This is a genomic window from Fictibacillus nanhaiensis (genome assembly GCF_049537595.1).
Classification (GTDB): Bacteria; Bacillota; Bacilli; order Bacillales; family Fictibacillaceae; genus Fictibacillus; species Fictibacillus nanhaiensis_F.
The window spans coordinates 2,079,299-2,103,996 of record NZ_JBMULM010000001.1 but is presented as its reverse complement, the minus strand read 5'-3'; the positions used below and the strand labels follow the sequence as shown (position 1 = coordinate 2,103,996).

Below are 24,698 nucleotides of genomic sequence, written 5' to 3'. Positions count from 1 at the left end.
GAAAGGGAGATAGAAATGAGGAAGATTAACCTTCTATTTATTACTAAAGACCGTTCACAGCAGCTCGAACGAAGCAGTTTTTATTTAGAACAAGAACTCGCTAAACTTACTAATCTCATAACATGGCAACATGATGGCGAAATTAAATTTATACTAGATCAACTTTCTATTAAACCTGATTTCATTCTTTTAAATGATTATAAACCTGAGTACCGGCCATTTATAAGAGGATTAAAAAATTTGTCGATACCCCATGGCACATTGATGCATGATCTTCATTATAAATTATCAAAACGAAATGTTTTGATTCACCAAGAAAAACCTGCGCTCATTTTTTGCCATTACCGTGAGGCTTTTAATAGGTGGTTGCCAGACCATATCAACCGGTTTGTTTGGTTTCCGCATCATGTGCCTGAGGGGATATTCCAACCATATTCAATACCTAAAGAGATTCCGCTCTTACTAATGGGAGCTACATTTTCACACATCTATCCTTTTCGTCAATATCTTCTTCAACAATTAAAAAGTGATCCTAGATTTGTGTATTATTCTCACCCAGGATACGGAATAGCACGAATGGGTATTGCTGGTGAAAGTTACGCTACAACTATAAGTAGAGCTAAAATCTTTCTAACTTGTGACTCTATTCATCATTTCCCTCTACTTAAGTACTTTGAAGTGCTAGCTTGTGGAACATTGCTAGCTGCTCCATCTTCAGATGAATTAATAGACCTAGGCTTTATTGATGGTCAAACTTTTGTGGCAATAGATGAAACAAATTTTAAAGAAAAGCTAGATTACTTCTTAATTAATGATTATCATCGTGAACAAATTATCCAGAGCGGCTTACAACTAATACGTCAAAAACATACGACTGAAATTAGAGCTAAAGAAATGGTTCATACTATTCAACAATTCTTACAAAATACTACTCGGTAAGGAGGGGGTTCTTTTCCATTGAACAACAAAGTAACTATTGTTATCCCATTTTTCAATTGCCCATTTATTGCACAAGCCATAGAAAGTGCCATAAATCAAACCTATCAGAACATAGAGATTATTGTAGTGAATGACGGATCTACTAAGCACCATGAGAAAATAATCCCATACTTAAATAGAATTACTTATATTAAAAAAGAAAATGGTGGTACAGCTTCAGCACTAAATTTTGGTATACAGAATTCCACTGGTGATTATTTTGCCTGGCTTAGTTCTGATGATACTTTTCAGCGAACTAAGATTGAAAAACAGCTTCATTTTATGTTGCAAAACAATGCAATGGCCAGCTATTCAAACTTTTATTTAATTAATGATCAGGGATCCATTGTTTCTCCTCCTCAAGGTATGGGTTTTTCAAATCAAGTCCAATTTTTCAAACGGATGCGAAGAGGATGTGTGATAAACGGGTGTACGGTTATGTTAAATATGAACGTATTCAAAGATTTTGGTTTATTCGACGAAAGTTTACTTTACACACAAGATTATGATTTTTGGCTGCGGATCTTGCCTCACTTTCATTTTTATTATTTTCCAGAAGCACTTGTTCATTATAGAGTGCATGAGAATATGGGATCAAAACAACACAGAATAGAGATAAGGAAAGAACTCCAATTAACGATTCAACGGCACTTAACAAAAATGAATGCTTTAGTAAAGTCTTTCCTTCATTAAAACAATCTTAAATTAAAAAAGCCGCTATTTGGCGGTTTTTTTAATTTAAGATTTTAATGAATTCATTTGCATAAGTATCTAAATCAAATAAAGACAAATGATTTAGTGCATGTTTAATGATGTTATTTCTAAGCTCAAGATTATCTATTAATTCAATTCCCTGTGTAACGGCTGATCCAATGTTTTCATTCATGTAGAATTTCCCAGTAACATTATGGGTGATAAACGCCTTTACGCCATCTGAATCTGAAGTGAGAACCGGACATTTACAGCTCATCGCCTCTACAACAGCATAGCCAAAACCTTCTACTTTAGAAGTAGATAATAAAAATCCCCCACTATCTCCAATGATTGAAAGATAGTCCGCCATCTGTTTATGAGGAATATTGGCGTGAACGACTACAGAGTTTGTTAGTTTATATCTGTTTAGCAATTTATTAAATCGTGCTTTCTCATGGTGATTTCCAAGTGTATCATCGATAAACATCCAAAATTTTGCGTTAGGTTTCTGCTTTATGAAACGCATAGCAAACATAAGATATTCATCCCAGTTTTTATTTAGCTCTAATCTTCCAATCCAGCCAATGATTGGGTAAGGCGTACGAGTAATGGAACGATATCCAAATTCTTTACTATCAAAACAGTTGTGAAAACAATATTTTGGAGTGGAGGGATAAAGAGTATCTATTATTCTCATTAAGTGTGATGTTTTTGGATATAGGATTCCATTCGAATAATTTACTACGAATGGTATAGCTTGAGTTAAAATTTTTTCCGCATTTTTTACACTGCCCAGTCCCTGAACTTCGTATATTAATTTTCCTTTGTATCCAACATCACGAATTCTTTTTAGCATATACATGTCAGAGCTAACAAAGATGGCATCAAAGTTTTTGGATAGAATTTTCTTAATCTCAGCATCGGCATTAGTGATATACGTAGGAATTGAAGATATATTCTGCATGCCGGTTCCATTTTGTAAATAAAGCAAGTGGCATTCAATATCATATTTTTGTAGTGCTTTACAGCGTTGACGGTTTAGGGTTTCCATTCCGCCGCTCGGTAAATAAAAGACAAAGAGAATTTTTGATTTTGTCATTTGATAGCTCCTTTTTACCTTATAAGCCATCATATGAACATCCTGGAAAGTTGTTAAATAAGGTAGGTTAAATAGCCGCCTTTTTTTTATGAAACGGGTAGAGGTCTAGTCCACATCGGGAACACAATCATAGTTTAATATAAAGAATTAATTTTAATTAGGAAGGAGAGTTTCATTGAAAATAGTAACTATTCTTGGAACACGTCCAGAGATTATACGGCTAAGTTTGATCATCAAAAAATTAGATCAATTAGCGGATAAACATGTATTGATTCATACGGGACAGAATTTCACACCATCTTTAAACGATGTGTTTTTCCAAGAGTTTCAACTCAGAAAGCCAGACTATATTTTAATGAAACAACAATTTTCTTTCGGAAATCAAATTGCACATCTGTTTTCAGAGCTAGAGAAAATATTGTTACACGAGAAGCCTGATAAAGTATTGGTTCTAGGTGACACGAACAGTGCTCTTTCTTCTATCGTTACAGAAAGATTGAACATACCGGTAGTTCACATGGAAGCGGGTAACAGATGTTTTGACCTCAATGTACCAGAAGAGAAAAACAGAAAAGTAATCGACGCCATCTCTACCTTTAATCTGCCGTATACCAAATACAGCAGAGAGAACTTAATAAGAGAAGGTGTTCCTGTGAACAGAATCATGGTTTCAGGTAACCCGATCTATGAAGTGTTAACTCAATATGAAGAACAGATTGATAATAGCAGAATTCTAGAAAAATTAAAGGTTTCCCAAAGAAAGTATATGTTGGTGACAGCCCATCGAGCCGAGAACGTGGACAATCAGCTTCATTTAAAAGAAATATTAACAGGTCTAAATTTAGTTGCTGAACATTTTAAGATGCCTATCATCTGTTCCATTCATCCACGTACGAAATCAAGGATTCTTGAGAGCAGTACGTTACAGATGCACCCATTCGTACAGTTTCACGAACCATTTGGATTTTTTGACTTTGTAAAGTTAGAAAAGCACGCATTTTGTGCACTAACAGATAGCGGGACTGTGCAGGAGGAATGTTGTTTGTTCCAAGTACCCACTGTAACGATGAGAAATAGTACTGAACGACCTGAAACCGTTGAGTGCGGCAGCAATTGTGTATCGGGTGTTTCAGCCCAACAGATTTTGGCTTCAGTAAAGGTAATGACAAATCAGAAGAAGAAATGGTCCATTCCAGAAGGCTATGGAGATCTAGATGTTTCAGATCGAGTTGTAAAGTTTATTTTAGGAGGAAATAGTATTGTTTAATAAAAGAATTCTAATTACGGGGGGCACGGGATCTTGGGGTCATGAGCTAGTTAAACAGCTTTTGCCAAAAGAACCAAAAGAAATCATCGTCCTCTCACGTAATGAAGCAAGTCAAGTAGCGATGCAAAGACAGTTTGATTATAATCCCAAGCTCACATTTATGATTGGGGATATTAGAGACAAAGATTCTTTGATGAGAGCGAGTGAAGGTATTGACTATATCTATCATCTTGCAGCATTAAAGCATGTACCAATCTGTGAGCTCCAGCCTTATGAAGCATTAAAGAGCAATATTCAAGGAACACAAAACGTAATCGAAACCGCTATTCATCATAAGGTAACAAAAGTGATTTATATATCAACTGACAAAGCAGCGAATCCTTCTAATCTTTACGGAATGACCAAAGCAATCGGTGAAAAATTAATCATTCATGCAAACCTTTTAAGTAAGCATACACGCTTTGTCTGCGTAAGAGGCGGTAATGTTTTAGGCACGAATGGTAGCGTTATTCATGTTTTTAAAAGTCAGATTAAGAACAAAGGTCAAGTGGGCATTACTGACTTTGAAATGACACGTTTCTTCTTAACATTAGAAGAAGCGATCAGTCTATTATTTAAAGCCACTTATGAAAGTGTAGGCGGTGAGATCTTTGTTATGAAGATGCCTACATGCAAGATTACAGATCTAGCACAAGTTCTTATTGATGCTTCAGGGGAAAAAGGGGTAAAGATGATCGAACTTGGAAAACGTCCAGGAGAGAAGCTTCATGAGATCCTTTTATCTGAATACGAAAGTGCAACAACCGTTCTCTTTGATAACGAATATTTCGTTATTCTTCCGACTATTGATATTGAAGGATTGAATCAGCACTATGCTTCTTACAAAAAAGTAGAGCTTGAAAGCTATAGTTCTGAGTCTGATCTAATGACGAAGGAAGAGATTCATAAGATGCTTGTTGAAGGTGGATTTCTGTCTTGAAGATCATGATTTTAGGGGCGAATGGGATGGCTGGTCATATGATTGCATCCTATTTTAAAACAAAGACAACACATGAGCTCCTTCTGACTTCTAGAGATGGGACGGAGGGCCATATTCAGCTTGATGCTACGAATCTAACTCAAATTGCTGAAGTTGTGCAGCATCACAAGCCAGATCTAATCATTAACTGCATCGGTCTTTTAAATGAGTATGCCTCCATTCATCAAAGAGAAGCCATTCTAGTTAACAGCTTACTTCCTCATGAGTTAGTTAAACAGCTAAATGTGTACGGAGGAAAACTGATTCACATAAGTACAGATTGTGTGTTCAGTGGACACCAAGGCAACTACAACGAGGAATCTGTACCAGATGGACTCACGATGTATGCTAAAACAAAACAGCTTGGAGAAATAAGAACACAACCACATCTAACGATTCGAACTTCCATTATTGGTCCTGAGTTAAAGAATGGTATCGGTCTATTTCATTGGTTTATACAACAAAAAGGAACCATCAAAGGTTTTACGCATGTGAAATGGAACGGTGTTACAACGTTAGAACTAGCTAAATTTATTGATCATACCATCGATAATCCGATTACGGGCCTTTACCATTTAACAGCTCCAGAAGTTCTTTCAAAATATGAACTTTTAAAGATTATCAAGGATATCTTTCAAAAGGATGACGTTGATATTATTCCGCATACCGAGCCACGATTAGATCGAACACTCTATAACACGAGGTTAGATTCTGTATTTAAAGTGGCAACTTACGAAAAACAGGTGCAAGATTTAAAAGATTGGTTGAAATGAAAAAAAGAATCGTAATTACGGGTGCAGCAGGATTTACGGGAATTCATGCATGTCAGCATTTTGCAGATAAAGGATATGAAGTGATAGGGATCTCAAGGAGTTATCTGTCTAACATAAAGGTGCGTTCAGTAACATGTGATCTTTTAGACAAAGAAAAAGTGAACGAGATCTTTAAAACCTATAAACCTGACTTCTGTCTGCATTTGGCCGGTGAGAATTCTGTACCTCGGTCATGGGATCATCCTGCATCAACGATTGAAGCTAACGTACTAGGTACCCTTTATTTGCTGGAGGCTATACGTAAAGCGGTTCCATCGTGCCGCACAGTTATTGTCAGCTCAGCCCTCTCAGGAACAGATCATCCTTATGGAGTGAGTAAAAAATATCAAGAAGACCTTGTAAGGGACTGGGCGCATCTATTTGATCTTCAGCTTATGGTAGCAAAACCATGTAATTTGATCGGACCAGGCAGATCACCTGGTTTCGTTTCTTTTTTAGCAAACCGTATTATTCAGATGGAGAAGTTTGAGGATAAAAGTGCTATTAGCATCAGTCACCTTGAAAACGAGCGAGAGTTCCTAGATGTAAGAGATGCAATATCTGCTTATGAAATCTTAATGAAGTTGGGATCAATAAATATGACCTACGAAATTGGTTCAGGAAAGATGACAACATTGCAAGAGGTTGCAAATATCTTTCAAACACAAACGAAAGAAAAACTTACCTTTATCGAGACCAACACAGCTCCAGACAAGAGACCTCATGTCATGAACTCAAAGCTTATACAAGAACTTTATTGGCAAAAAAGCTATCCTATAGAAATTTCAATTAAACAAATTCTCTCTTACTATAAATCCAATTCGTAATGTATAGTTCCTACACTAAATAAAGCGCCCCTGTTTTTTCTAGGGACGCTTTTCTTTATTTCATTCGCTTATGGTACAGAGCCATATTCATCCAATGCATATGATCTGCTTTAGCATGCTGATTATAAAAGTGGGATTCAATTTGATCATCTAAAACGCCGCTTAAATTTTTCTGCAGGGATCTAAGTCTATATAGAACTGCGTATGGTTGAGTGGTTTTGTTAAGAGCAACTTTTCCATATAGATTTCCTAGTATTATAGGTCCTGCAATCATTCTTCGTTGACGATCAAACCATACTTTATGATTGGTTAGTAACATCTCAATATTAGAAGGTAGAGTATCCATCTTTTGCACCATTAATTGCAAAGCCTGTGGATCTAGCCAATCCTCGCCAGTCATAAAAAGAACATAATCTCCGATGCAATATTCTAGGGCTATACCGATTGAATCGGATTTACCGCGGTGATTTAGCAATAATGGAACCATTCGGGAATCATGTGTAAGGTGTATCGCATCAGGTGTATGATCGGTTGATCCATCATCTATGACAACAAGCTGAAAATCGCTAAACGTTTGTTGAAGAACGCTGTTTAGCGCATGATCAATCGTCTTTACATGATTATGTGCATAGAGAACAACACTTACTTTTGGCAATTTGCCGATTCTTTTTTGAACATCGATGCTGCTAGCCATACTTTCCATCGTTAGCTGTTCAGGCGGAATGTTCGTTGTTAATGCAAATCTTCCATTGAAGCGATATTCCATTATATATTCACGCAATAAAACAAAATCTCCATGCTGTAGCAACCTAATCCAGAAATCATGATCTTGTACGTTAGGGAAATCTGTCCTGTATCCGCCAGCTTTAGAAAATGCATCATTCGTAAATAGAAATGAAGCGCCAATAAAACAATTTTGAAAAATCTCCTCTTTTTTTCTAGTCATAAAATGTTCTACATATTCATACCAAGCTTTTGTGTAAGTGATCGGTGTTCCATTTTGATCAATTCTTCTATAAAAAGAATAAACTAAAACAGTTTCTTTTGGAGCTTTGTCCATTGTATCGACTAAACGCTCTAAAAAATTTGGATCGTGTCTGTTGTCACTCGAGATCCATGTTAGATAAGGACAATCTTGCAGAAGTTGAAAGCCTTCATTTAGAGTAGGAGAGATTCCAAGGTTGATTTTTCGATCAACAATCTGGTAGGGGATGGTTAATTGTTTACTCGCTTCTTTTATGGCTGCTACAGTTTCTTCGTTAGGCCCATCGAGTACGATTACAAGTTTATAATCACGAAATGTTTGTTTCTCCATTGATTGTATACATTCAAAAATATACTCCCTTTCTTGATGGTATACAGGGAGTACTACGCCTACTTTCACTAAAGTTCCTCCTTAGTTCAATTGCTCTATGATTGATATTGTCATAGTGCGATACTAGCATTCTATTCGTCTATTCATGGTTCGGACTGGTTATTTTGGTAAATAAATTATTTAAAGTAATACATGCTGTTTACAAACCCAATAGCTTAAAATACCATCTGTAGTGTAATTAGTTTACTCACAGAACTTGTCTAACCTTCATACACTAGTAATGATTAGCAAGAGCTAATCGACTAATAGTTGAGGTGAAATCGATGCTCCTTCTTCCTCATGGTGGAAGTTTAATCAATCGACAGTTTTCTAACTTCGATTACAATGAAAACCAAATTAAAATTGAATTAGATCCAATCAGTTTATCTGATTTAGAATGTCTTTCTAACGGTGCATTTAGTCCTCTTGATTCTTTTATGAACAAAGCTGACTACGAAGGTGTTGTACACAATATGAGGCTATCTAGCGGACTTCCTTGGAGTGTACCTATAACGTTACCTGTTACTGATGAAAAGGCCAGACAATTAATAAAGCACCAAGAAGCTTTACTAATTTATGAGAATAAAATTTATGGAAAAATTGAAATCACGGATATTTATAAACCTGACAAACTTATAGAAGTAAGGAAGGTCTATCGTACGGTTGATCAAACCCATCCAGGGGTCCAGAATGTAATGAATAGAGGAAGCTGGTACGTAGGCGGACGAGTTACGCTGGTAAACAAACCGCCAAGAAAAGTTGGTTCTCCCTATTATTTAGATCCACAAGAGACGAGGGAACAATTTACTAAGAGCGGCTGGGAAAAAATCGTTGGGTTTCAAACAAGAAATCCCATTCATCGTGCACACGAATATCTCCAAAAAACTGCTCTAGAACAGATGGACGGGCTCTTATTGCATCCTTTAGTTGGTGAAACAAAACAAGATGACATACCTGCTGAAGTTAGAATGGAATCTTATGAAACACTTCTTCAGCATTATTATCCAAAGAATCGCGTTTTGTTAAGTGCCTTTCCTGGATCAATGAGATATGCGGGTCCTCGTGAAGCGATCTTTCACTCCATCATAAGAAAAAATTATGGATGCAGCCACATTATAATAGGAAGAGATCATGCCGGAGTCGGAGGTTTTTATGGTCCTTATGATGCGCAGCATATTTTTGCAGAGTTTGAAAAGGATGAGATAGGAATAACCCCTATATTCTTCGAGAATAGTTTTTATTGTACGAAATGTGGAACAATGGCCACGATTAAAACATGTCCTCATGACGAAAAAGGCAGACTTACTTTTTCAGGAACAAGAGTAAGAGAAATGCTTAAAAATAACGAGCCGATACCAACAGATTTTAGCCGCAGTGAAGTCATTTCAATATTACGCGATTATTATGCTAAATAAAATGATAAGGAGGCTAACGAATTGACTCAAGAAGATAAAAATATAACATGGCAACAGCATAATGTGACGAAGGAAATGAGACAGAAACTTCATGGTCACAAGAGCTTTGTACTTTGGTTTACAGGATTATCTGGTTCTGGAAAATCAACGATAGCTTCTGAAGTTGAGAATATGTTATACAAAAGGCAGCACAGTACCATGTTGCTTGACGGTGATAATGTTAGACACGGATTAAATCGAGATCTAACTTTCTCAAAAGAAGCAAGAACGGAGAACATCAGAAGAATTGGAGAAGTAACCAAGTTATTTGTGGAAGGCGGATCGATTGTTTTAGTTGCAGCTATTTCTCCTATTGCTGCAGATCGAGATGCAGTCAGAAGTTTGTTTTCTGATGGAGAATTTGTAGAGGTCTATATAGATTGCAGTATTAGAGAATGTGAAAAAAGAGATCCAAAGGGACTCTATAAAAAAGTAAGAGAAGGATTGATTACTAACTTTACAGGTATCTCTGATCCGTATGAAGCACCAGTTTCTCCTGAAATTATTGTGAAAACCGATTTTCTTGAGGTAAAAGAAAGTGCTGAACAAATCATGAATTATTTGGTGACAAATCAATATATTTCATAATGAAAAAGCTGCACCCTTAGGTGGCAGCTTTTTAGTTAGATTTATTGGGTTTCCACGTTACTTTTCCGCATGAACTGCAGCCCTTCTTTACAGGAGGATTAATTAAAGATTGATTCTTTCCTGCGTTGTTCAATTTCTTTGTTTTGATTTCAGCATAAAGCTTCTGTAGATCTTCTTTATTCACTTATGATCTCTCCTCATGATTGGATATCTTTGAACAATAGCATTATATTCTCAATCTGAGGACGGGGTGTTCTTATTCGGTTGAAATGGACGAATGACTGATGTTTTCTTTGCATCAGAAGTATTCTTATTAAATGGTTGAATGGTTTTTTCAGTGGGGCTGTTTGATTTAAAAGGACTGATCGGACTTGCGTTTCTTGATAAAACCTTACTTTGCTCATAAGATTTTGGAATCTGGTTGGTGATGAGTGAACCCGCAGATGAAAAGGGTCGAATCTGCGGAACAGTGGCCTTTGGTGCATCTAATCGTTTATTAACAGGCTCCTGTTCGGTTGCCTCATAAAAAAGATCTTCCCTCTTGTTTTGTACAGGAGAAGAAGTTGATGGCTTCTGTTTCGCTTCTACATTTGGACTTTCTTCAATACCATCTACTAATGGAATTTGAGCGGCTGCAAAATAAGGATTAATAGGCTTTAAGATTTTGTTCGCACAAGAAAAGAAAGTTGATTCTGAAACGGAAGAAAGAGATTCAAAAGAAACACGTAAAAAGGTTTGAATGACTAAGTAACTGATCCACTCTACAACTTTCTCTTCATAAGAAGGCTGGACGGCTAAGAAGAGAGGTCCATCTTTTCTTTTTAAGGTAATCCCCTTGTGAATGCCCGCTTGAACGGGAAGCCTGAATGTGGGTGAAGGGTTCAAATAATACAATTGTTTTTCAGGTGTATTCAGCGCGAGTGGCATAGGATGACCGCTATGAAAATCTACGTAGAAACGATGATCGCATTTAACGTGATCATCTGTCGTAATTCTAATTCCTGTATGACTTAAGTGCTGATTGAGTTCCATTACTTTCTTTTGTGATAGCCCCTGGATACCAGTGATAAATGTAGAAAGAGCTCCTGAAATGGTTTCTCCGTCATCAGAGATCTGCAATCCCCAATAAGGCAATAAAAGACATAAAGCCTCATATTCTATGGATGATAACTCACACACTTTCTGATCTTGATACCAGATTGGTCTCATGATAGCTTCCTCCTTAACGCTTATCTATAAAAATAGGCTTTCGTTCTTGTGTCATAACCCACTCTATTTCCATAGTATGTATGGAATCTTCAGATCATGATGAGGAAAGGAAGGGAAACAATGGGAAATAATCATAAACACTTGCAGGATGAGTGTATCCGCGTTCAGAAAGTTTACGACTGGGTGACTGATACACTAAACGTAAGAAAGACCGTTTCTTTTACTCCTGAACAAATTAAAGCCATAGAAGAAGCATTGGATGATCCTTCACGCCGTCCGTTAAGATTGGTTACGAAGGTACCTAAAACTCCTCCAGCATTCCCACTAACAGGTGAAACAAATGAAGCAGCATGCCCTGAATTATATCTATGCGAGCAAGTTGGAGATAAGAGAGATGTTACAGTAGCACTTAACGGAGGTTTTGCTGAAGCACAACTTGTAGAGCTACTCTTTACAACAGATATCAAAGTTCAAGTTGTCGACCGTAACGGTGCAATCGTTGTAGAAAAGTTGGTTAATGCATCAGTATTCGAATCTTTCGTCTTGTGTTATCCAGATGGAACAGACTTATACTGCCGAATTACTAAAATCTTTGCTCGCATCCCAACAGGGACTGTATTGTTGAATAGTCCATCACCAACTTCATTCGTTGTAGACATTACATTCTGTGTGGATATCCAAGTTGAAGCAGAAGTTAAACTAGAGGTATTGGCGAAGTTCTGCTCGCCTCGTGAAAATGACCTAAATGCAGAGGAAAGCGAGGGAGAAATGTGTCCAGAGGTAGTGTTTCCACAACAATGCCCGGACATATATCCCAGGCCAGGCTGCCTGTGTAGATCACGAGGAAGTGCCAGCGGATTAACGAGTGAAGAGGATGGAGCTACAGAAACTGGAAGAGTATCAGTATCTGTTGATATCTGTCCGAACTATAATCTATCAGGAAGTAGATTTCATTTCAGTCTAAACGATACAGGATATACAGCATCTGAATTTACCCAGGATACACTTTGTTGTGATGATTATAACAGTGGATTAAGATTAACTGTTTCAGGAAGAGGCGCGATGGATGCTTCTGGAGAACAGTATAAGTTTAACCTGGCTATCGTTGAGACAGAAGATGGAAACCAATTTGAGGTAGAACTTATTGACAGAGCAGGAAATAAAGTATTTAGTACAGGTGTTGTAAAAGCAGATTCTGGAGAAATTTCTATAGAAAATTGCCTTCAACATCAATAATCAATGGATCTGAAGAACAGAAAGACCTCAGGCGATTGCCTGCAGGTCTTTCTTGTTTATGAAAAAAAAGTGAACGAATAATTGTCGCTTACATACAATAGGGAAAGAGCCTAATTATGCAAGGGGGAAGATGCATGGGGACGAAGGATAAATTAAGTTATGAGCGGCTCGTTTCTAGGGTGGACTATTACAAAGATAAAGCACTTGATCTTGAAAAAAAGCTTGTCTTTGCTGAAGAGACTATTGAACGACTCGAGAATGAGACGAACAATGATCGATCCCTTAAAATAATTGAAGAGAATGAAAAAGAACTTCAACAACTGAGAAAACAAGTCGAAGAACTCACGAGAAAATTAAAACGGCTAGAAGAACATGAGATGGAGAAAAGGATGCAGGATTATGAGGAGTTACTAAAAAGCATACAAGAAGAAATGAACGATAAAGACCAACAGATCGATCTGTATCAACAGCGCATTAAAAGTATGGAAAAGCGGATCAACATTAACCGCACATCTGAACCGGTATTTGAAGAGCTTGATACGGAAAATAACTCAGAACCTCAGAAAAAAGAAGGTTTTAACAGTGCGTGCTATTTTGATTATTCGGTAATTTTCACAAAAGATAAGAAGGGATTTATTAGAGGCTCATTCTTTATCGAAAACACTGGAACAGAGACGATGGAAAATCCTTATATTTGTTTCAGGTTCCAACCAGCTGAAGCGTGCGCATTAAAAGGAAAAATCATATCGTTGATTGCGTCACCCTCACAGGAAGAGATGACCCAGTCTATTTGGATGTATATGGATAATGAGTGGGCAGAAAAAGCAAAAGAACGGGGAGAGATGTGGATCTGTCCACTACGTGAAACCAAGTTTAAAAGTGGTGACAAACTCTCTTTGGATGATTTCCAAATTCCTTTTAAGAGTGGTATTGATAAAAATATTACGGTAGAAGCGTTTGTTTATTTTAATAAACAAAACTATCGAACAAAAGCAGTTAATCATATAGCTATTAACTTTTAGTGAGACAGCCTATAACCAACTCGTCAGACTTGCATATGATGTACTATACGAGGAGGTTGTAACATGGAAGATTGTTATTATTGTAAAAGGAAGAAGAAGCATAAAAAACATAAGAAGGTTTATGCTGATAAAGTAATCATTAAAGCAGATAAAGTTATTATTCATGAAAAGAAGGTAGAGTGCGAATCAAGCTCTAGCAAATGGGAGTCTAGTCATAAACATGAGTCTAGCCACAAACATGAGTCATCTTCTAAACATGAATCTAGTCATAAACATGAATCTAGCTCAAAGCATGAATCTTCTTCAAAACATGAATCTTCTTCTAGCTCAAGCTCAAGTTCCAGCTCAAGCTCAAGCTCAAGCTCAAGCAACGGCTGCCACTATGATCCTTGGGTTTAAGCAATCTAAATGTTTCTTTAGAGTACTCTCAACAGAGTGCTCTTTTTTTTTAGTATTACACTTAAAAAACATAGATTTAGAAGGATTAGGGTAAGAATTATAGAAGTAATGATAAAGGAGAGGATATCGATGGGCTATATCTTGCCGTACCTACCAATTCAGCAGTTGCAATATGCTAGTAGGATGGAGAAAGCTGAAAGAGGATTACCTGTTGTTACTAGCGTTCCTCCGATCCAAAATGAAGACTTACGTTCATTTCAGAATAAGAAGAGATTGACATTTGAAGAAAAGTGTTCTTTTGATCAGATCTTAAGTGAGATGGAAGGCAAAGGGAATATAATTAACGAAACCATATGATGGTTTCTTTTTTTGTTCATAACACAAAGACTTGGGGTGTTTAAAGTGGAATTTATTGAACTTTCGACTGATTGTTATTACTTCAAGAGTGCCGTTAACATCGGGTATATCGTAAATAATGATAAAAGCAAAGGTATGTTAATAGATGCTGGACTTGATTCATCAGCAGCTAAAAAAGTGATAAAGCATCTTCATAATGAAAAGCTTCCATTAACCCATCTATTCATTACTCATGCTCATGCGGACCACTTTGGAGGTGCATTCTATTTACAACAGAAGGTTAATGTACATACAATCGCCCCTCTACTAGAGGAAGCAATCATGAGGAATCCTGTACTTGAACCGATCTATTTATCTCATGGGAATTTTCCTTTAAATGAAATGCGCAATAAATTTTTAGAAGCACCCGCTATACGTGTTGATGAAATATGTTCAGAAGGAAATGTAGAAGAATTTCCAGAAGTTCAAATTATTCATCTCCCAGGTCATAGTTATAATCAACATGGCATCTTATTCCGCGGCATTTTATATGCTGCCGATGCGTTTTTAGGAAAAGATGTAATCCGAAAGCATAAGATTCCCTTTATTGTTGATGCTGGTGAAAACATAGCAACTTTAAAGAAGCTTAAGATGATGGATGTGGAAGGGATGATCCCTGGTCATGGTAAGTATGAAACTGAGTATAAGGATGTTATTCAAGAAAATATCCTCATATATGAAACAATTACTTTAGGAGTACAGAATGTGGTCAACCATTCAGGTAACTCTGGAATATCATTAGAGGATATGGTGGCGGCAATGTTAATGAAATACGAAGTTGAACCAGCAAACCTAGGGGCATATTCTTTGTTTCGAACGGCCATCGCTGCTCATGTTATACACTTGCTAGAGAATGGAAGCGCAGGATATCAGATCATAAAAGGACGGCCGGTCATTTTTTCGGCTTCGTACATGGCATGATTAACAGTTTACCGTCTGAGAATTCTGCATACACAATTTCTTTTATATCCGAATAACCTTGTTTGTGAATTTGTTCTAATAGTTTATTTTTTGAGAGTCCAGCTGTTGAGAGGTTATCATGGTTTAATTCACCGTCTAATATAAGTGTAACAGGCAATTCCGGCTGCTCCTGACTTTGCAGGTTCAAATCTTGTCTGTTTGGAGGGCCGTATTGATATTTAGGCAATATGCTTAAAGATCCATTAGATTCTAATATGGCATATTCAACTTCTCTTAAACCGAAAAACCCTTTTTGTCTAACTAAGTTTTGAAGCTGGTTGATATCGAGCTTGCTCTTTTTGAGCATATCACGATCGATCAGTCCGTTACGAATGACGATAGTGGGGGCGCCTTCCAGAAATTTTCGCGTACCTTTAAATTTCTGAGATATAATTTCAACTACATAAACCATGGAGCCCCAGATTAGAATGGCATACAAGATAACAAATATAGAAGTCTCATCATCATACATAGCATTACCGACTAATTCACCCAAGAAAATAGACGAAATAAAATCGAAGGGTGTTATCTGAGAGATCTGCGTTTTTCCTAATACTTTTGTTAACAAAAAGAGAGCGATAAACCCTACGATCAATTCGGTTGTCAATTGTCCAACATGAATGTCCATCAACCTTAGTCTCCTCAACGTACGTTTTATTGTACAGTTTTGACGAGATTAGACCTTAATAAACAAAAAAGCATTGAAATCGCCATTACGACGATTTCAATGCTTTTTTCATAGCAACATGCGGAATGTTAGCATCAAGAAATGGTTCTTTGGAGGTTGTAAGATACCCCAGTTTTTTATAAAAGTCTTCTGCCTGTGTTTGTGCATATAATATAAGGCTAGGTAAAGAACGTTTGATGGCTGCTGTTTCCATAGCGTTCATCAATTCTTCTCCTAGTCCTTTTTTTCGATGAGAAGACAATATACAGACACGTTCTACTTTTCCTTCTCCATTAACTTCACGAAGTCTAGCTGCACCAATCGGTTTGTCTTCATCGTAAAGAACAAAATGCAAGGAAACATCTTCATTGTTGTCAATTTCTTCTTTTTCATCAATCTGCTGTTCGCGAACAAAAACATCTCTTCTAACAGCTAGAGCATCTTGATAGCCTTGCTCGCTCGTTGTAAACGTCTTAATCAATATTATTGTACTCCTTTTCCAAGACGAAATGTTTCATAGACCGTCCAAGAACCGTTATCAAGTTGATAGAGAAGCTGAAAACGATCGATTCGTTCTTCGTGTTCAATATCTATCATACGCAAACGTTCTAATACGTCTGAATGTTCTTCATCAGACAACTTTTGTCCAAGTGTTAAATGCGGAACAAAATTGTACGGTTGTTGGTGTTCAAGCGGACCAGAATATAACTGCTCATGAAGTGATTTAATTTCATCTGCTTCATTAACTTTTAAAAAGATTACATTGTTCACAGGATGGAAAGATCCTACTTTATTAATCAAGATAGAAAATGGATCTATATTTTTTGCAACAGAAGAAATATAAGAGATCTGTTCTTGAATTTCTTCCTCGGTTGCCTCATAAGGCTCCTTAAGCGTAATGTGAGGTGCGATAAGGGCATAATGCGGATCATACCGTTTTCGATAGGAATTCACTTTATCTTGTAAATTTTTTGATGGAAAAATGGCAATACCGTATTTCATATTTCTTCCTCCCTCATCTTTTGAACTAGTATACCAAATATTCTATTTATTTCCCACAGTTACTAGTCGCTGTAAAGAAACCTTAACGCGGGAACTAAGTCTTTCTGCCAATTTACCCAGAGATGATTTCCTTGAAACTCAGCGTATTCATAATCGAGAGCCAAATTGTTCAAAAGCTTACTCAGCTGTCGGTTGGGTGTTAAAAAATCTTTTGTTATTCCTTCAGGGTTCGTAAACTTTTCTTCTTCATCACCTATTGAGTGATAGATGGTCAACGTTTGCATTTGTTCTATGGATTCAATGGTATCAATAAGACTTTCAGGAACGTAAGGAGACTGTACAATCACTCTACCGAACGTATTGGGATACAGAATACTCAGTTTAAAAGCTATGTAACCACCTAGGGAATCACCGATTAACCCCATGCCTGCACCAAGTTGGAGCGTATTAAACTTCTCATTAAGGTAAGAGGTAAGTTCAAAAGCCATGAATCGAATGTACTTTTCGTGTTTTTCTCCTGTTGGGTCATATTTTGCTTTTCGATCTTCTATTCCTTTATGATTTACACCAACAATGATACAGCTCTGTAAATTCTCTTCTTCCATTAGTCGATCGGCCGTTTTCGCCAGCTTTCCTAACTGAAAGTAGTCTCTGCCATCTTGTGCAATTAGAATAGGGTATTTAACGAGTGGAGTAAACTTAGAAGGCAGATAGATGAGCAAGTCAATCTCTTCATCCAAGTAGTTGCTGTATATTTTATCATCTGTAATAGAACCTTTAAGAATGGCCATAAAAAGTACCTCCTATGCTGACTGTCCTTTAAATTATAAGCGTTTTCATTCAACTCGTTTTATTGTATCACATAATGATATAATGAAAGAATCAATTCGTTTTGCCATAAGAGATCGAACATTAAGAAGAGGTGAAGTCTGTTGAATAATAGAGTGCACAGTCGAGAAGTTGAAGCAGCAGCTAGAAGGCTGTTGAATGAAAGAGGCGTCACAATTCCTGAAATCGCTGAAATCGTATATGAGATGCAGATCCCATTCTCACCTGGCTTAACGAAAGAAGAGTGTATCGAGAGCGTTGACGCTGTTCTAATGAAGCGTGAGATTCAGCATGCTATTCTAGTCGGTGTAGAACTTGATATACTTGCCGAACAAAGAAAATTATCTGAACCTCTACAAAGTATCGTTGAACAAGATGAAGGATTGTTTGGGGTAGATGAAACAATCGCACTAGGTGCTGTTTTCGGATATGGCTCTATAGCTGTTACAACATTTGGTCATCTAGACAAATTTAAAATGGGTATTATTCAAAAATTAGATACAAAGATAGCGAATGGTAAAGTGCATACATTCTTGGATGATTTAGTTGCAAGTATTGCAGCTAACGCATCGAGTCGACTCGCACACAGACTTCGAGATAAACAAGAGCGCCTTGATACAGAAGAGATAAAAATGCGAGATGAGGAAGAGAAGATCGGATAACAAAATTAAAAGAAGACACCTTCGATCATCGGAGGTGTCTTTTTTGATCCGTAATTTAAAGAATAAAAAAATTTTTTAAGTAACCGAAATTTAAGTGTTGTCAATACTCCTAAAAAGGATATATAATAACTTTTGTTAGATGAAGACATTGATTCGATAGCTCAGCTGGGAGAGCGCTACCTTGACAGGGTAGAGGTCGGGGGTTCGAACCCCTCTCGAGTCACCATACATAATAAGTAAACCTCCTATGTGATAAGGAGGTTTTTTTGTACAGTGTTTAATTACAACATTAAAGTGTTACAGCAGCAAAAACACTCCAGAAATAAAGACTCCTGTAATGATCATCATAACAAGGCCATAACCCATGATGTCTTTTGCTTTTAATCCTGCAATGGCTAAAGCGGGAAGCGCATAGAATGGTTGGATCATGTTTGTCCATGCATCACCCCAAGCTACAGCCATAGCCGTTCTTGATAAAGAAACGCCTAAGTTTTGTGCCGCTTCTAACATAACGGGTCCTTGTACCGCCCATTGTCCACCGCCAGACGGAACAAAAAAGTTAACGAGACCTGCACTCCATAAAGTAAATAAATGAAAAGTCTGTTCGTTCGAAAAAGAAATAAGCATGTTGGACAGAACGGCTACTAATCCAGATGAAGTAACAATACCCATTAATCCGGCATAAAAAGGAAACTGTATAATAATTCCGCTCGCATTTTTCACAGCATCCGTAACCGCTCTCAAAAATAACCGTGGTGTTTTATGTAAGATGATTCCGATGAATAGAAATAAAAAGTTTACGATATCCAGATTTAAGCTAAATCCATTTTTAGTGAAATAATAGATTAAGTATGAGATTCCTAATAGCCCAATGAGTATAGATAATATCTGACTATTTTCAAGTCGGTCAGCAGGAGTTTGAAGTGTTTCTTCTTTACTTGCTGCTTCTAAAGAATCCTTTTCCTCTAACAATGCGGGATCGATTATGAACGCTTTTTCAATTGGTGGAACCATTAATCTGTTGATGAGCGGTACCAATATGAATAAGCCACCTAGGATAATTAAGTTGAATGATGAAAAGATTGTCTCACTCGTCGGAACAACACCCATAATGTTTTCGGTAAAGTGTCCCGGTGTAGCGATTGTTAAGACAACTGAGCCTGATAGACCTCCACTCCATATGATAAACCCACTATAAGCACTTGCGATTAATAACCGGTAGTCGACACCTTTTACTTTCATCGCGATTTCTTTTGCGAATAGAGCACCTATTATAAGTCCGAACCCCCAATTGATCCAGCATGCGACGAGCGCGACTAACGTTACGAGTATGATAGCTTGTCCTGGTGTTTTTGGAATTTTAGCTAAAGAACCTAATAGTTTCTTAAATAGCGGGGAGCTTGCCATAACGTGTCCGGTCACTAATATTAACACCATCTGCATGGAAAACGTTAATAAACTCCAAAAACCTGTACCCCAATAATTAACGATTTCTACAGGGGTACTATCCGTCGCAAAAAGTGCTAAACCAAATACGAAGAATGTCAGTAAGATGACCAACAGAAAAGGATCGGGCATATACCTTTGCATCAATCTGTTTGAAAATGAAATTAAAAATCTCAAATCTCTTCTTCCTCTCCTCTTAAATGATATTTGAATAGTATGTATTTCAAGTACAGTTCGATTAAATTCTACAAAATCCTTTTAATACTTATTGATAAATGGACGAACTTTTTAAGTCGTCCTACATAAAATATAGAGAAATAGGATATAAGGTTTTTGAAAGGAGAACATTTTTTTGGCTTTATTTAAACGCCCTGGCATTTTTGCCAAAAAGGGAATGGTTCCTAATATGGGTGCAATGGGACCTACGATGGGAGCAATGGGACAGATGGCGCCTACGATGGGAGCTATGCAACAGATGCCACAGATGGGTGGATGTGGATACCCAGCAGTATCACCGTCTCAATACTATCCTCCACAAGTTATGCCTGCACAGTTTAGTCCTACGAATCAACAAGTTCAATATAACCAGCAAGATGTATATGTTCCGATGATTCATCCAACTCAAACGACTCAAGTCAATCAGATGAACTACAAATATGTACATTACTTCCCTCAGAACACGAACGTAGTAAACCAAGCAACGCAGCAAAACCTTTGTGGAACGGTACAACCAATCATGGCACCTTGTCCCCCGCCATGTGGCCCGTGCGGTCCGTGGAGAAAGAAGTAATAGTGAAGCTGTCGACACTGTCGGCAGTTTTTCTATTCCTTTTTTTTATTGAGTTTGTGTGAAAATAAAACAGTATGGGGAATGAATAGAATAATACATATTATTTTTGGGAGGTTATGAAAAATGAGCAGTGATAAAAAGGTTGTAATTGTTACAGGAGCAGCAAAAGGGATAGGTAGACAAATCGCAATCGACTTTGCCAAAGCAGGTTATATTCCTTCCTTAATAGATTTTGATAAAAATGAACTTGAATCAACTTTATCTGAGGTTACATCGATTCAAAAGGATGCAATCGCAATAACGTGTGACGTTAAGAATCCCGATGAAATCATTCAAGCAGTAGCAGAAACACATGATAAATTGTGTGACATTCAATGTTTGATCAACAATGCAGGTGTTTCGAAATGGAGATCGCCATATGAATTAACAGTAGATGAATGGGATGATATTTTAAACACGAACTTGCGAAGTGTTTTTCTATTTTCTAGAGAAGTTGCTAAGTACATGTCTCAGTCTGGAGGAGGTTCTATCATCAATATGGCTTCCACTCGTGCAGCAATGTCTGAGCCTCATTCCGAAGCATATGCGGCAACAAAGGGAGGAATTGTTGCTTTAACTCACGCCTTGGCTGCATCTTTCTCTGAAGATTTTATTACCGTAAACTCCATTAGTCCTGGATGGATACATACTGGAGTTTATAAGGAGCTGCGTGAAGTTGATCATGATCAACATCTCTCAAAAAGAGTGGGTATACCAGCTGATATTTCAAGGGCATGCTTATTCTTAGCGCAGTCTGATAATAATTTTATTACCGGGGAAAATATTACGATTGATGGCGGGATGACTAGAAAAATGATCTATGAACATTAATGTTTCCTATAGGGAAAAAGATTGCTCTAGACCCACCCGGAATCCATTCTTTATGATGTAAAAGGTATGATTTAACGAAGGAGAATAGAGAATGCAATCTGATCAGCAAAAAAGAGTGGAACGCGGTGTTTATCTTAGTCTAGGAGCATATATTTTTCTATCAATAGTTAAACTTGTGTCCGGTATTTTCTATAATTCAGATGCATTAGTTGCTGACGGATTAAACAATGCTACTGACATAATCGCTTCTATTGCAGTACTAATAGGTTTAAAAATTTCAAGGAAGCCAGCAGATGAAGATCATCCTTATGGGCACTTGCGTGCAGAGACGATTGCATCGATGGTTGCTTCCTTTATTATGGTAGTTATCGGTATAGAAGTATTGATATCTTCTATTAAAAAGATGTTTAACGGAGTGGAGACCGAGCCTTCGCTGACGGCAGCCTTGATCGCACTGTTTGGTGCAGCAGTGATGATCATCGTTTATTTTTATAATATTAAGGTAGCTAAAGAAACAGACAGCCAAGGGTTAAAAGCAGCCGCTCTTGATAACCGTTCAGACGCTTTTGTTAGTATTGGAGCAGCAGTCGGAATCTTTGGTGCACAGATCGGTTTACCGTGGCTAGATCCTGCGGCAGCAGTTCTTGTAGGTCTGATCATCATTAAAACAGGTTGGGAGATTTTCACTGAAACCTCCCATAACCTTTCAGATGGCTTTGATTATGAAGAAGGTAAGGAAATGGAGCACAAGATTCTTGATGTTGAAGGTGTAGAGAACGTGGGAGATCTGAAAGCTCGTAAACACGGAAACCGAGCTATTATCGATGTAACGATTAAAGTTGATCCTTCCCTTAATGTGGTGGAAAGTCACGAGATCACAGAGAAGATAGAAGACACGATCAAAGAAGCTTATAATGTTGAAAGTATACAAGTTCACGTTGAACCAGAGGACGGAAAGAACAAAGATAACCCATTAAAGTGAAGAGGACTGTATGAATTCTATACGATTTCCGAATGGATCTCTTATCGTAAACCGAGAAAATCCCGGAATCGGCAGTTCTTCATGTATCTTTATTTTGTGGAGAGCTAAATGTTCCTTGAAGCTTGAGAGGTCATCAACAAAAAATGCGGGGTGATGTTTACCTTTATAAACCTGGTCTTCTACTCCGATGTGTAGTTGTTGATGACCGAATTGGAACCACATCCCACCATTTTTTCGAAGAGTCTCTGGTTTTGGAATTTCTTCAAGTTGCAAAATTCCTTCATAAAAAGTTCGTGCTTCATCTTCCTTTTCTCGTGGAATACATATTTGAACATGATGGATGCCTGTTATTTTCATGACTTATTACCTCCATTGAATAATTAGTTGAAGAATCAGCAGAACAGTTACAGTCCTCATGAGGATTGTAACTTGTTTTGTTTTTAAACGAGGTGCAAGCTTTACAGCAACTTGTGCTCCGCAGATGCTTCCGATCGTAAGCGGTATGGCTACGTTCCACATATAATGACCAGCCCACAAATAAGTGAATACAGCTCCCGTACAGCTTAAGAAAGTATTGAATCGTGTAAACGAAAGGGTTCGAATATATGTAAAACCGTTTCGCAAAAAAAGCTGCATCTGTAAGGTTCCCTGACCAGGACCAAATAAGCCATCGTAAGCTCCGATACCAAAAAGATAGGGATATTTACTTACAGGCAGCTGTTTGATCTCATGATTAGGATCTGTTTCTCTTTTTGTTTTAAGAAAGGTTAAGAAGAGTGCACCTGTGAGTAAGAAAAGAGCGATGATGGTTAAATTTTCTCTAGAGATTGAGGAAGCAGTCAAGCCGCCTGCAATTCCTCCTAAAAGACTGATGACACCTGAAATGAGGTAAGGGGTTAGCTTCGTATCATTTTTTCGTAAGAAAACAAAAAAGCTGGAAAAAGAACTGAACATGTTGGCAAATTTATTCGCTGCGATCGCAGAGTGAACAGGAACACCTAATAATAACATGATCGGAAAATTTATCATGCCCCCACTTCCAGAAAGGGTGCCGATAAAAGTAGCGATAAAGCCCACGAATATGAGGATATACAAAGTATTCACATCCCTTCATTTTCTCTTTACATATCTATCCTATGTTAAGGTATACTTAAAATAAATTACATATATTAGATAATTTCCAATAAGAAAAACTTATGAATGCCAAAAGGAGAAGTAATGCAGTTATCTGAATTTCGTATATTAAAAGTTCTTGCTGAAGAATTAAATATGAGGAAAGCTTCTGAGCGGCTTTATGTATCTCAACCTGCTCTTAGTCAGAGGCTTCAAACGATTGAGAACAATTGGGGAACCATTATTTTTATCCGTTCTCAAAAGGGGTTGAATCTAACACCTTCTGGAGAAAAGATTCTAGCTTTTGTTACGGAAGTTCTTCAAAAAGAGGAGCTTGTAAAAGAAGAACTTCAATCTCTCTCAGAGCATGTTCACGGCACATTAAAGCTTGCGGTGGCGTCTATCATAGGTCAATATTGGTTGCCTCATGTGCTAAAAGAGTATGTGAATCTATACCCTCATGTAAATATATCACTGATAACGGGCTGGAGTTCGGAGATCATTAAACATCTTTATGAAGATAAGATCCACCTCGGAATTGTAAGAGGAAACCCGGAGTGGAGAGGCAGCAAAGAACATATTTTGTCAGACCACTTATATTTAGTCGATACGACGATCTCATCCATTGACGAGCTTTCTGATACGACGAAACCATTTATTCAGTTTAGGAGTCACTCAACCTATTATCAAGAAATACAAGATTGGTGGCATACTCATTTTAAAACAACGCCACAAAAAACGATTGTTGTTGATCAGATTGAAACGTGTAAACAGATGGCTCTAAATGGAATTGGTTATGCAATTCTCCCATCGATCAGTCTGCGGCCAGAGGACGATATCTATAAGATCCCATTAACAGATAAAAAGGGTAATGCCATTAAACGAGATACTTGGCTCATCCATCACGGCACAGGATCTGAACTCAAACAGGTGAATGTCTTTATGGATTTGATTCGAAAACTAACGAATGAATAAGGTTTGAATCTTTCTATATTTAGTGGTTTAATACAATACAGAATGACTTTT

Annotated in this window: 29 protein-coding genes and 1 tRNA gene; 19 read left to right on the top strand and 11 right to left on the bottom strand. The window is 37.4% G+C overall.

Annotation, left to right across the window (positions count from 1 at the left end):
- Positions 1-15 precede the first annotated feature (15 nt).
- Both ACOZ9X_RS10620 and ACOZ9X_RS10615 read left to right on the top strand, forming a co-directional pair.
- A complete protein-coding gene (locus tag ACOZ9X_RS10620; protein ID WP_423418092.1) occupies positions 16-939 on the top strand; it encodes a glycosyltransferase family protein in 924 nt (307 codons plus the stop codon).
- A gap of 18 nt (positions 940-957) precedes the next feature.
- Positions 958-1,671: a glycosyltransferase family A protein gene (locus ACOZ9X_RS10615; protein ID WP_423418091.1), complete on the top strand. Its 714-nt coding sequence runs from the start codon at positions 958-960 to the stop codon at positions 1,669-1,671.
- A 40-nt stretch (positions 1,672-1,711) separates the two neighbouring features.
- Here the strand turns inward: ACOZ9X_RS10615 and ACOZ9X_RS10610 are convergent, their stop codons facing one another.
- Complete coding sequence (locus ACOZ9X_RS10610) at positions 1,712-2,770, bottom strand: glycosyltransferase family 4 protein (protein ID WP_423418090.1); 1,059 nt, start codon at positions 2,768-2,770, stop codon at positions 1,712-1,714.
- A 175-nt stretch (positions 2,771-2,945) separates the two neighbouring features.
- Here ACOZ9X_RS10610 and wecB point away from each other — a divergent pair, with 175 nt between their 5' ends.
- Genes wecB through ACOZ9X_RS10590 form a run of 4 tightly spaced genes read left to right on the top strand, consistent with a single transcriptional unit; the run spans position 2,946 to position 6,694 of the window.
- Positions 2,946-4,037, top strand: coding sequence for a non-hydrolyzing UDP-N-acetylglucosamine 2-epimerase (gene wecB / locus ACOZ9X_RS10605; protein WP_423418089.1), 1,092 nt, complete (start codon positions 2,946-2,948; stop codon positions 4,035-4,037).
- Complete coding sequence (locus tag ACOZ9X_RS10600; RefSeq protein ID WP_423418088.1) at positions 4,030-5,016, top strand: polysaccharide biosynthesis protein; 987 nt, start codon at positions 4,030-4,032, stop codon at positions 5,014-5,016. Before wecB ends, ACOZ9X_RS10600 begins: the two co-directional genes overlap by 8 nt.
- 5 nt (positions 5,017-5,021) lie before the next feature.
- Entirely contained in the window at positions 5,022-5,828 is an 807-nt protein-coding gene (locus ACOZ9X_RS10595; protein ID WP_423418271.1) for a dTDP-4-dehydrorhamnose reductase family protein, read from the top strand.
- Positions 5,825-6,694 carry an NAD-dependent epimerase/dehydratase family protein gene (locus ACOZ9X_RS10590; RefSeq protein ID WP_423418087.1) on the top strand — a complete coding sequence of 290 codons (870 nt, stop codon included), beginning with the start codon at positions 5,825-5,827 and terminating at the stop codon, positions 6,692-6,694. Before ACOZ9X_RS10595 ends, ACOZ9X_RS10590 begins: the two co-directional genes overlap by 4 nt.
- A gap of 55 nt (positions 6,695-6,749) precedes the next feature.
- Here the strand turns inward: ACOZ9X_RS10590 and ACOZ9X_RS10585 are convergent, their stop codons facing one another.
- Positions 6,750-8,078 carry a glycosyltransferase family 2 protein gene (locus ACOZ9X_RS10585; RefSeq protein WP_423418086.1) on the bottom strand — a complete coding sequence of 443 codons (1,329 nt, stop codon included), beginning with the start codon at positions 8,076-8,078 and terminating at the stop codon, positions 6,750-6,752.
- A gap of 254 nt (positions 8,079-8,332) precedes the next feature.
- Here ACOZ9X_RS10585 and sat point away from each other — a divergent pair, with 254 nt between their 5' ends.
- Complete coding sequence (gene sat, locus ACOZ9X_RS10580) at positions 8,333-9,463, top strand: sulfate adenylyltransferase (RefSeq protein WP_423418085.1); 1,131 nt, start codon at positions 8,333-8,335, stop codon at positions 9,461-9,463.
- 21 nt (positions 9,464-9,484) lie between these two features.
- Complete coding sequence (gene cysC, locus ACOZ9X_RS10575; protein WP_191755237.1) at positions 9,485-10,090, top strand: adenylyl-sulfate kinase; 606 nt, start codon at positions 9,485-9,487, stop codon at positions 10,088-10,090.
- 31 nt (positions 10,091-10,121) lie between these two features.
- On the opposite strand, the gene ACOZ9X_RS10570 is transcribed toward cysC, so the two are convergent.
- Positions 10,122-10,274, bottom strand: a complete 153-nt coding sequence (locus tag ACOZ9X_RS10570; RefSeq protein ID WP_153238649.1) for a hypothetical protein — start codon at positions 10,272-10,274, stop codon at positions 10,122-10,124.
- 50 nt (positions 10,275-10,324) lie between these two features.
- Positions 10,325-11,299, bottom strand: coding sequence for a hypothetical protein (locus ACOZ9X_RS10565; protein WP_423418084.1), 975 nt, complete (start codon positions 11,297-11,299; stop codon positions 10,325-10,327).
- A gap of 120 nt (positions 11,300-11,419) precedes the next feature.
- On the opposite strand from ACOZ9X_RS10565, the gene ACOZ9X_RS10560 reads away from it, so the two are divergent.
- From ACOZ9X_RS10560 to ACOZ9X_RS10540, 5 genes are all read left to right on the top strand, one after another.
- Positions 11,420-12,535 (top strand): hypothetical protein, encoded by a 1,116-nt coding sequence (locus ACOZ9X_RS10560; RefSeq protein WP_191755239.1) that lies wholly within the window; start codon positions 11,420-11,422, stop codon positions 12,533-12,535.
- 134 nt (positions 12,536-12,669) lie between these two features.
- Positions 12,670-13,557, top strand: coding sequence for a hypothetical protein (locus ACOZ9X_RS10555; RefSeq protein ID WP_191755240.1), 888 nt, complete (start codon positions 12,670-12,672; stop codon positions 13,555-13,557).
- 220 nt (positions 13,558-13,777) lie between these two features.
- Positions 13,778-14,050, top strand: a complete 273-nt coding sequence (locus tag ACOZ9X_RS10550) for a hypothetical protein (protein ID WP_423418083.1) — start codon at positions 13,778-13,780, stop codon at positions 14,048-14,050.
- 35 nt (positions 14,051-14,085) lie between these two features.
- Positions 14,086-14,313: a hypothetical protein gene (locus tag ACOZ9X_RS10545; protein ID WP_191755242.1), complete on the top strand. Its 228-nt coding sequence runs from the start codon at positions 14,086-14,088 to the stop codon at positions 14,311-14,313.
- Positions 14,314-14,358: 45 nt separating this feature from the next.
- A complete protein-coding gene (locus ACOZ9X_RS10540; protein WP_423418082.1) occupies positions 14,359-15,273 on the top strand; it encodes an MBL fold metallo-hydrolase in 915 nt (304 codons plus the stop codon).
- Here ACOZ9X_RS10540 and ACOZ9X_RS10535 read toward each other — a convergent pair.
- The 4 genes from ACOZ9X_RS10535 to ACOZ9X_RS10520 form a co-directional block, all read right to left on the bottom strand.
- Positions 15,245-15,940 carry a YetF domain-containing protein gene (locus tag ACOZ9X_RS10535; protein WP_423418081.1) on the bottom strand — a complete coding sequence of 232 codons (696 nt, stop codon included), beginning with the start codon at positions 15,938-15,940 and terminating at the stop codon, positions 15,245-15,247. The genes ACOZ9X_RS10540 and ACOZ9X_RS10535 overlap by 29 nt on opposite strands.
- An 85-nt stretch (positions 15,941-16,025) precedes the next feature.
- Positions 16,026-16,460 (bottom strand): GNAT family N-acetyltransferase, encoded by a 435-nt coding sequence (locus ACOZ9X_RS10530; RefSeq protein WP_423418080.1) that lies wholly within the window; start codon positions 16,458-16,460, stop codon positions 16,026-16,028.
- A 2-nt stretch (positions 16,461-16,462) separates the two neighbouring features.
- Positions 16,463-16,981 carry a YjcG family protein gene (locus ACOZ9X_RS10525; RefSeq protein WP_144701058.1) on the bottom strand — a complete coding sequence of 173 codons (519 nt, stop codon included), beginning with the start codon at positions 16,979-16,981 and terminating at the stop codon, positions 16,463-16,465.
- A 62-nt stretch (positions 16,982-17,043) separates the two neighbouring features.
- Complete coding sequence (locus ACOZ9X_RS10520; RefSeq protein WP_423418079.1) at positions 17,044-17,772, bottom strand: alpha/beta hydrolase; 729 nt, start codon at positions 17,770-17,772, stop codon at positions 17,044-17,046.
- A 141-nt stretch (positions 17,773-17,913) separates the two neighbouring features.
- Here ACOZ9X_RS10520 and ACOZ9X_RS10515 point away from each other — a divergent pair, with 141 nt between their 5' ends.
- Both ACOZ9X_RS10515 and ACOZ9X_RS10510 read left to right on the top strand, forming a co-directional pair.
- Positions 17,914-18,471, top strand: a complete 558-nt coding sequence (locus tag ACOZ9X_RS10515; RefSeq protein ID WP_153238641.1) for a phosphatidylglycerophosphatase A family protein — start codon at positions 17,914-17,916, stop codon at positions 18,469-18,471.
- A 150-nt stretch (positions 18,472-18,621) separates the two neighbouring features.
- Positions 18,622-18,697 (top strand) — tRNA-Val (locus ACOZ9X_RS10510).
- A 71-nt stretch (positions 18,698-18,768) separates the two neighbouring features.
- On the opposite strand, the gene ACOZ9X_RS10505 is transcribed toward ACOZ9X_RS10510, so the two are convergent.
- Positions 18,769-20,094, bottom strand: a complete 1,326-nt coding sequence (locus tag ACOZ9X_RS10505) for a short-chain fatty acid transporter (RefSeq protein WP_423418078.1) — start codon at positions 20,092-20,094, stop codon at positions 18,769-18,771.
- Between the two features lie 175 nt (positions 20,095-20,269).
- Between ACOZ9X_RS10505 and ACOZ9X_RS10500 the strand changes: the two genes are divergently transcribed.
- The 3 genes from ACOZ9X_RS10500 to ACOZ9X_RS10490 all read left to right on the top strand — a co-directional run bounded on the left by ACOZ9X_RS10500 (position 20,270) and on the right by ACOZ9X_RS10490 (position 22,559).
- The gene (locus ACOZ9X_RS10500; protein ID WP_423418077.1) at positions 20,270-20,707 is read left to right on the top strand and encodes a CotD family spore coat protein; all 438 of its coding nucleotides are present in this window, start codon (positions 20,270-20,272) and stop codon (positions 20,705-20,707) included.
- A gap of 123 nt (positions 20,708-20,830) precedes the next feature.
- Positions 20,831-21,577, top strand: coding sequence for an SDR family NAD(P)-dependent oxidoreductase (locus ACOZ9X_RS10495; RefSeq protein WP_423418076.1), 747 nt, complete (start codon positions 20,831-20,833; stop codon positions 21,575-21,577).
- A gap of 91 nt (positions 21,578-21,668) precedes the next feature.
- On the top strand, positions 21,669-22,559 hold the full coding sequence (locus tag ACOZ9X_RS10490) for a cation diffusion facilitator family transporter (protein ID WP_423418075.1): 891 nt from the start codon (positions 21,669-21,671) through the stop codon (positions 22,557-22,559).
- Here the strand turns inward: ACOZ9X_RS10490 and ACOZ9X_RS10485 are convergent.
- Together ACOZ9X_RS10485 and ACOZ9X_RS10480 are read right to left on the bottom strand one after the other, a co-directional pair.
- Positions 22,551-22,916, bottom strand: a complete 366-nt coding sequence (locus ACOZ9X_RS10485) for a VOC family protein (RefSeq protein WP_423418074.1) — start codon at positions 22,914-22,916, stop codon at positions 22,551-22,553. The genes ACOZ9X_RS10490 and ACOZ9X_RS10485 overlap by 9 nt on opposite strands.
- A 6-nt stretch (positions 22,917-22,922) precedes the next feature.
- The gene (locus ACOZ9X_RS10480; RefSeq protein ID WP_423418073.1) at positions 22,923-23,654 is read right to left on the bottom strand and encodes a sulfite exporter TauE/SafE family protein; all 732 of its coding nucleotides are present in this window, start codon (positions 23,652-23,654) and stop codon (positions 22,923-22,925) included.
- 123 nt (positions 23,655-23,777) lie between these two features.
- On the opposite strand from ACOZ9X_RS10480, the gene ACOZ9X_RS10475 reads away from it, so the two are divergent.
- Positions 23,778-24,647 (top strand): LysR family transcriptional regulator, encoded by an 870-nt coding sequence (locus tag ACOZ9X_RS10475; protein WP_144701041.1) that lies wholly within the window; start codon positions 23,778-23,780, stop codon positions 24,645-24,647.
- The last annotated feature ends 51 nt before the right edge of the window (positions 24,648-24,698 follow it).

Coding starts and splice junctions, on each gene's coding strand:
- ACOZ9X_RS10485 (WP_423418074.1), bottom strand. CDS start 22,916: ATGAAAATAACAGGCATCCATCATGTTCAAATATGTATTCCACGAGAA.
- ACOZ9X_RS10550 (WP_423418083.1), top strand. CDS start 13,778: ATGAGTCTAGCCACAAACATGAGTCATCTTCTAAACATGAATCTAGTC.
- ACOZ9X_RS10620 (WP_423418092.1), top strand. CDS start 16: ATGAGGAAGATTAACCTTCTATTTATTACTAAAGACCGTTCACAGCAG.
- ACOZ9X_RS10495 (WP_423418076.1), top strand. CDS start 20,831: ATGAGCAGTGATAAAAAGGTTGTAATTGTTACAGGAGCAGCAAAAGGG.
- ACOZ9X_RS10475 (WP_144701041.1), top strand. CDS start 23,778: ATGCAGTTATCTGAATTTCGTATATTAAAAGTTCTTGCTGAAGAATTA.
- ACOZ9X_RS10535 (WP_423418081.1), bottom strand. CDS start 15,940: ATGGACATTCATGTTGGACAATTGACAACCGAATTGATCGTAGGGTTT.
- ACOZ9X_RS10490 (WP_423418075.1), top strand. CDS start 21,669: ATGCAATCTGATCAGCAAAAAAGAGTGGAACGCGGTGTTTATCTTAGT.
- ACOZ9X_RS10560 (WP_191755239.1), top strand. CDS start 11,420: ATGGGAAATAATCATAAACACTTGCAGGATGAGTGTATCCGCGTTCAG.
- ACOZ9X_RS10565 (WP_423418084.1), bottom strand. CDS start 11,299: ATGAGACCAATCTGGTATCAAGATCAGAAAGTGTGTGAGTTATCATCC.
- ACOZ9X_RS10590 (WP_423418087.1), top strand. CDS start 5,825: ATGAAAAAAAGAATCGTAATTACGGGTGCAGCAGGATTTACGGGAATT.
- sat (WP_423418085.1), top strand. CDS start 8,333: ATGCTCCTTCTTCCTCATGGTGGAAGTTTAATCAATCGACAGTTTTCT.
- ACOZ9X_RS10610 (WP_423418090.1), bottom strand. CDS start 2,770: ATGACAAAATCAAAAATTCTCTTTGTCTTTTATTTACCGAGCGGCGGA.
- ACOZ9X_RS10545 (WP_191755242.1), top strand. CDS start 14,086: ATGGGCTATATCTTGCCGTACCTACCAATTCAGCAGTTGCAATATGCT.
- ACOZ9X_RS10595 (WP_423418271.1), top strand. CDS start 5,022: ATGATTTTAGGGGCGAATGGGATGGCTGGTCATATGATTGCATCCTAT.
- ACOZ9X_RS10555 (WP_191755240.1), top strand. CDS start 12,670: ATGGGGACGAAGGATAAATTAAGTTATGAGCGGCTCGTTTCTAGGGTG.
- ACOZ9X_RS10525 (WP_144701058.1), bottom strand. CDS start 16,981: ATGAAATACGGTATTGCCATTTTTCCATCAAAAAATTTACAAGATAAA.
- ACOZ9X_RS10520 (WP_423418079.1), bottom strand. CDS start 17,772: ATGGCCATTCTTAAAGGTTCTATTACAGATGATAAAATATACAGCAAC.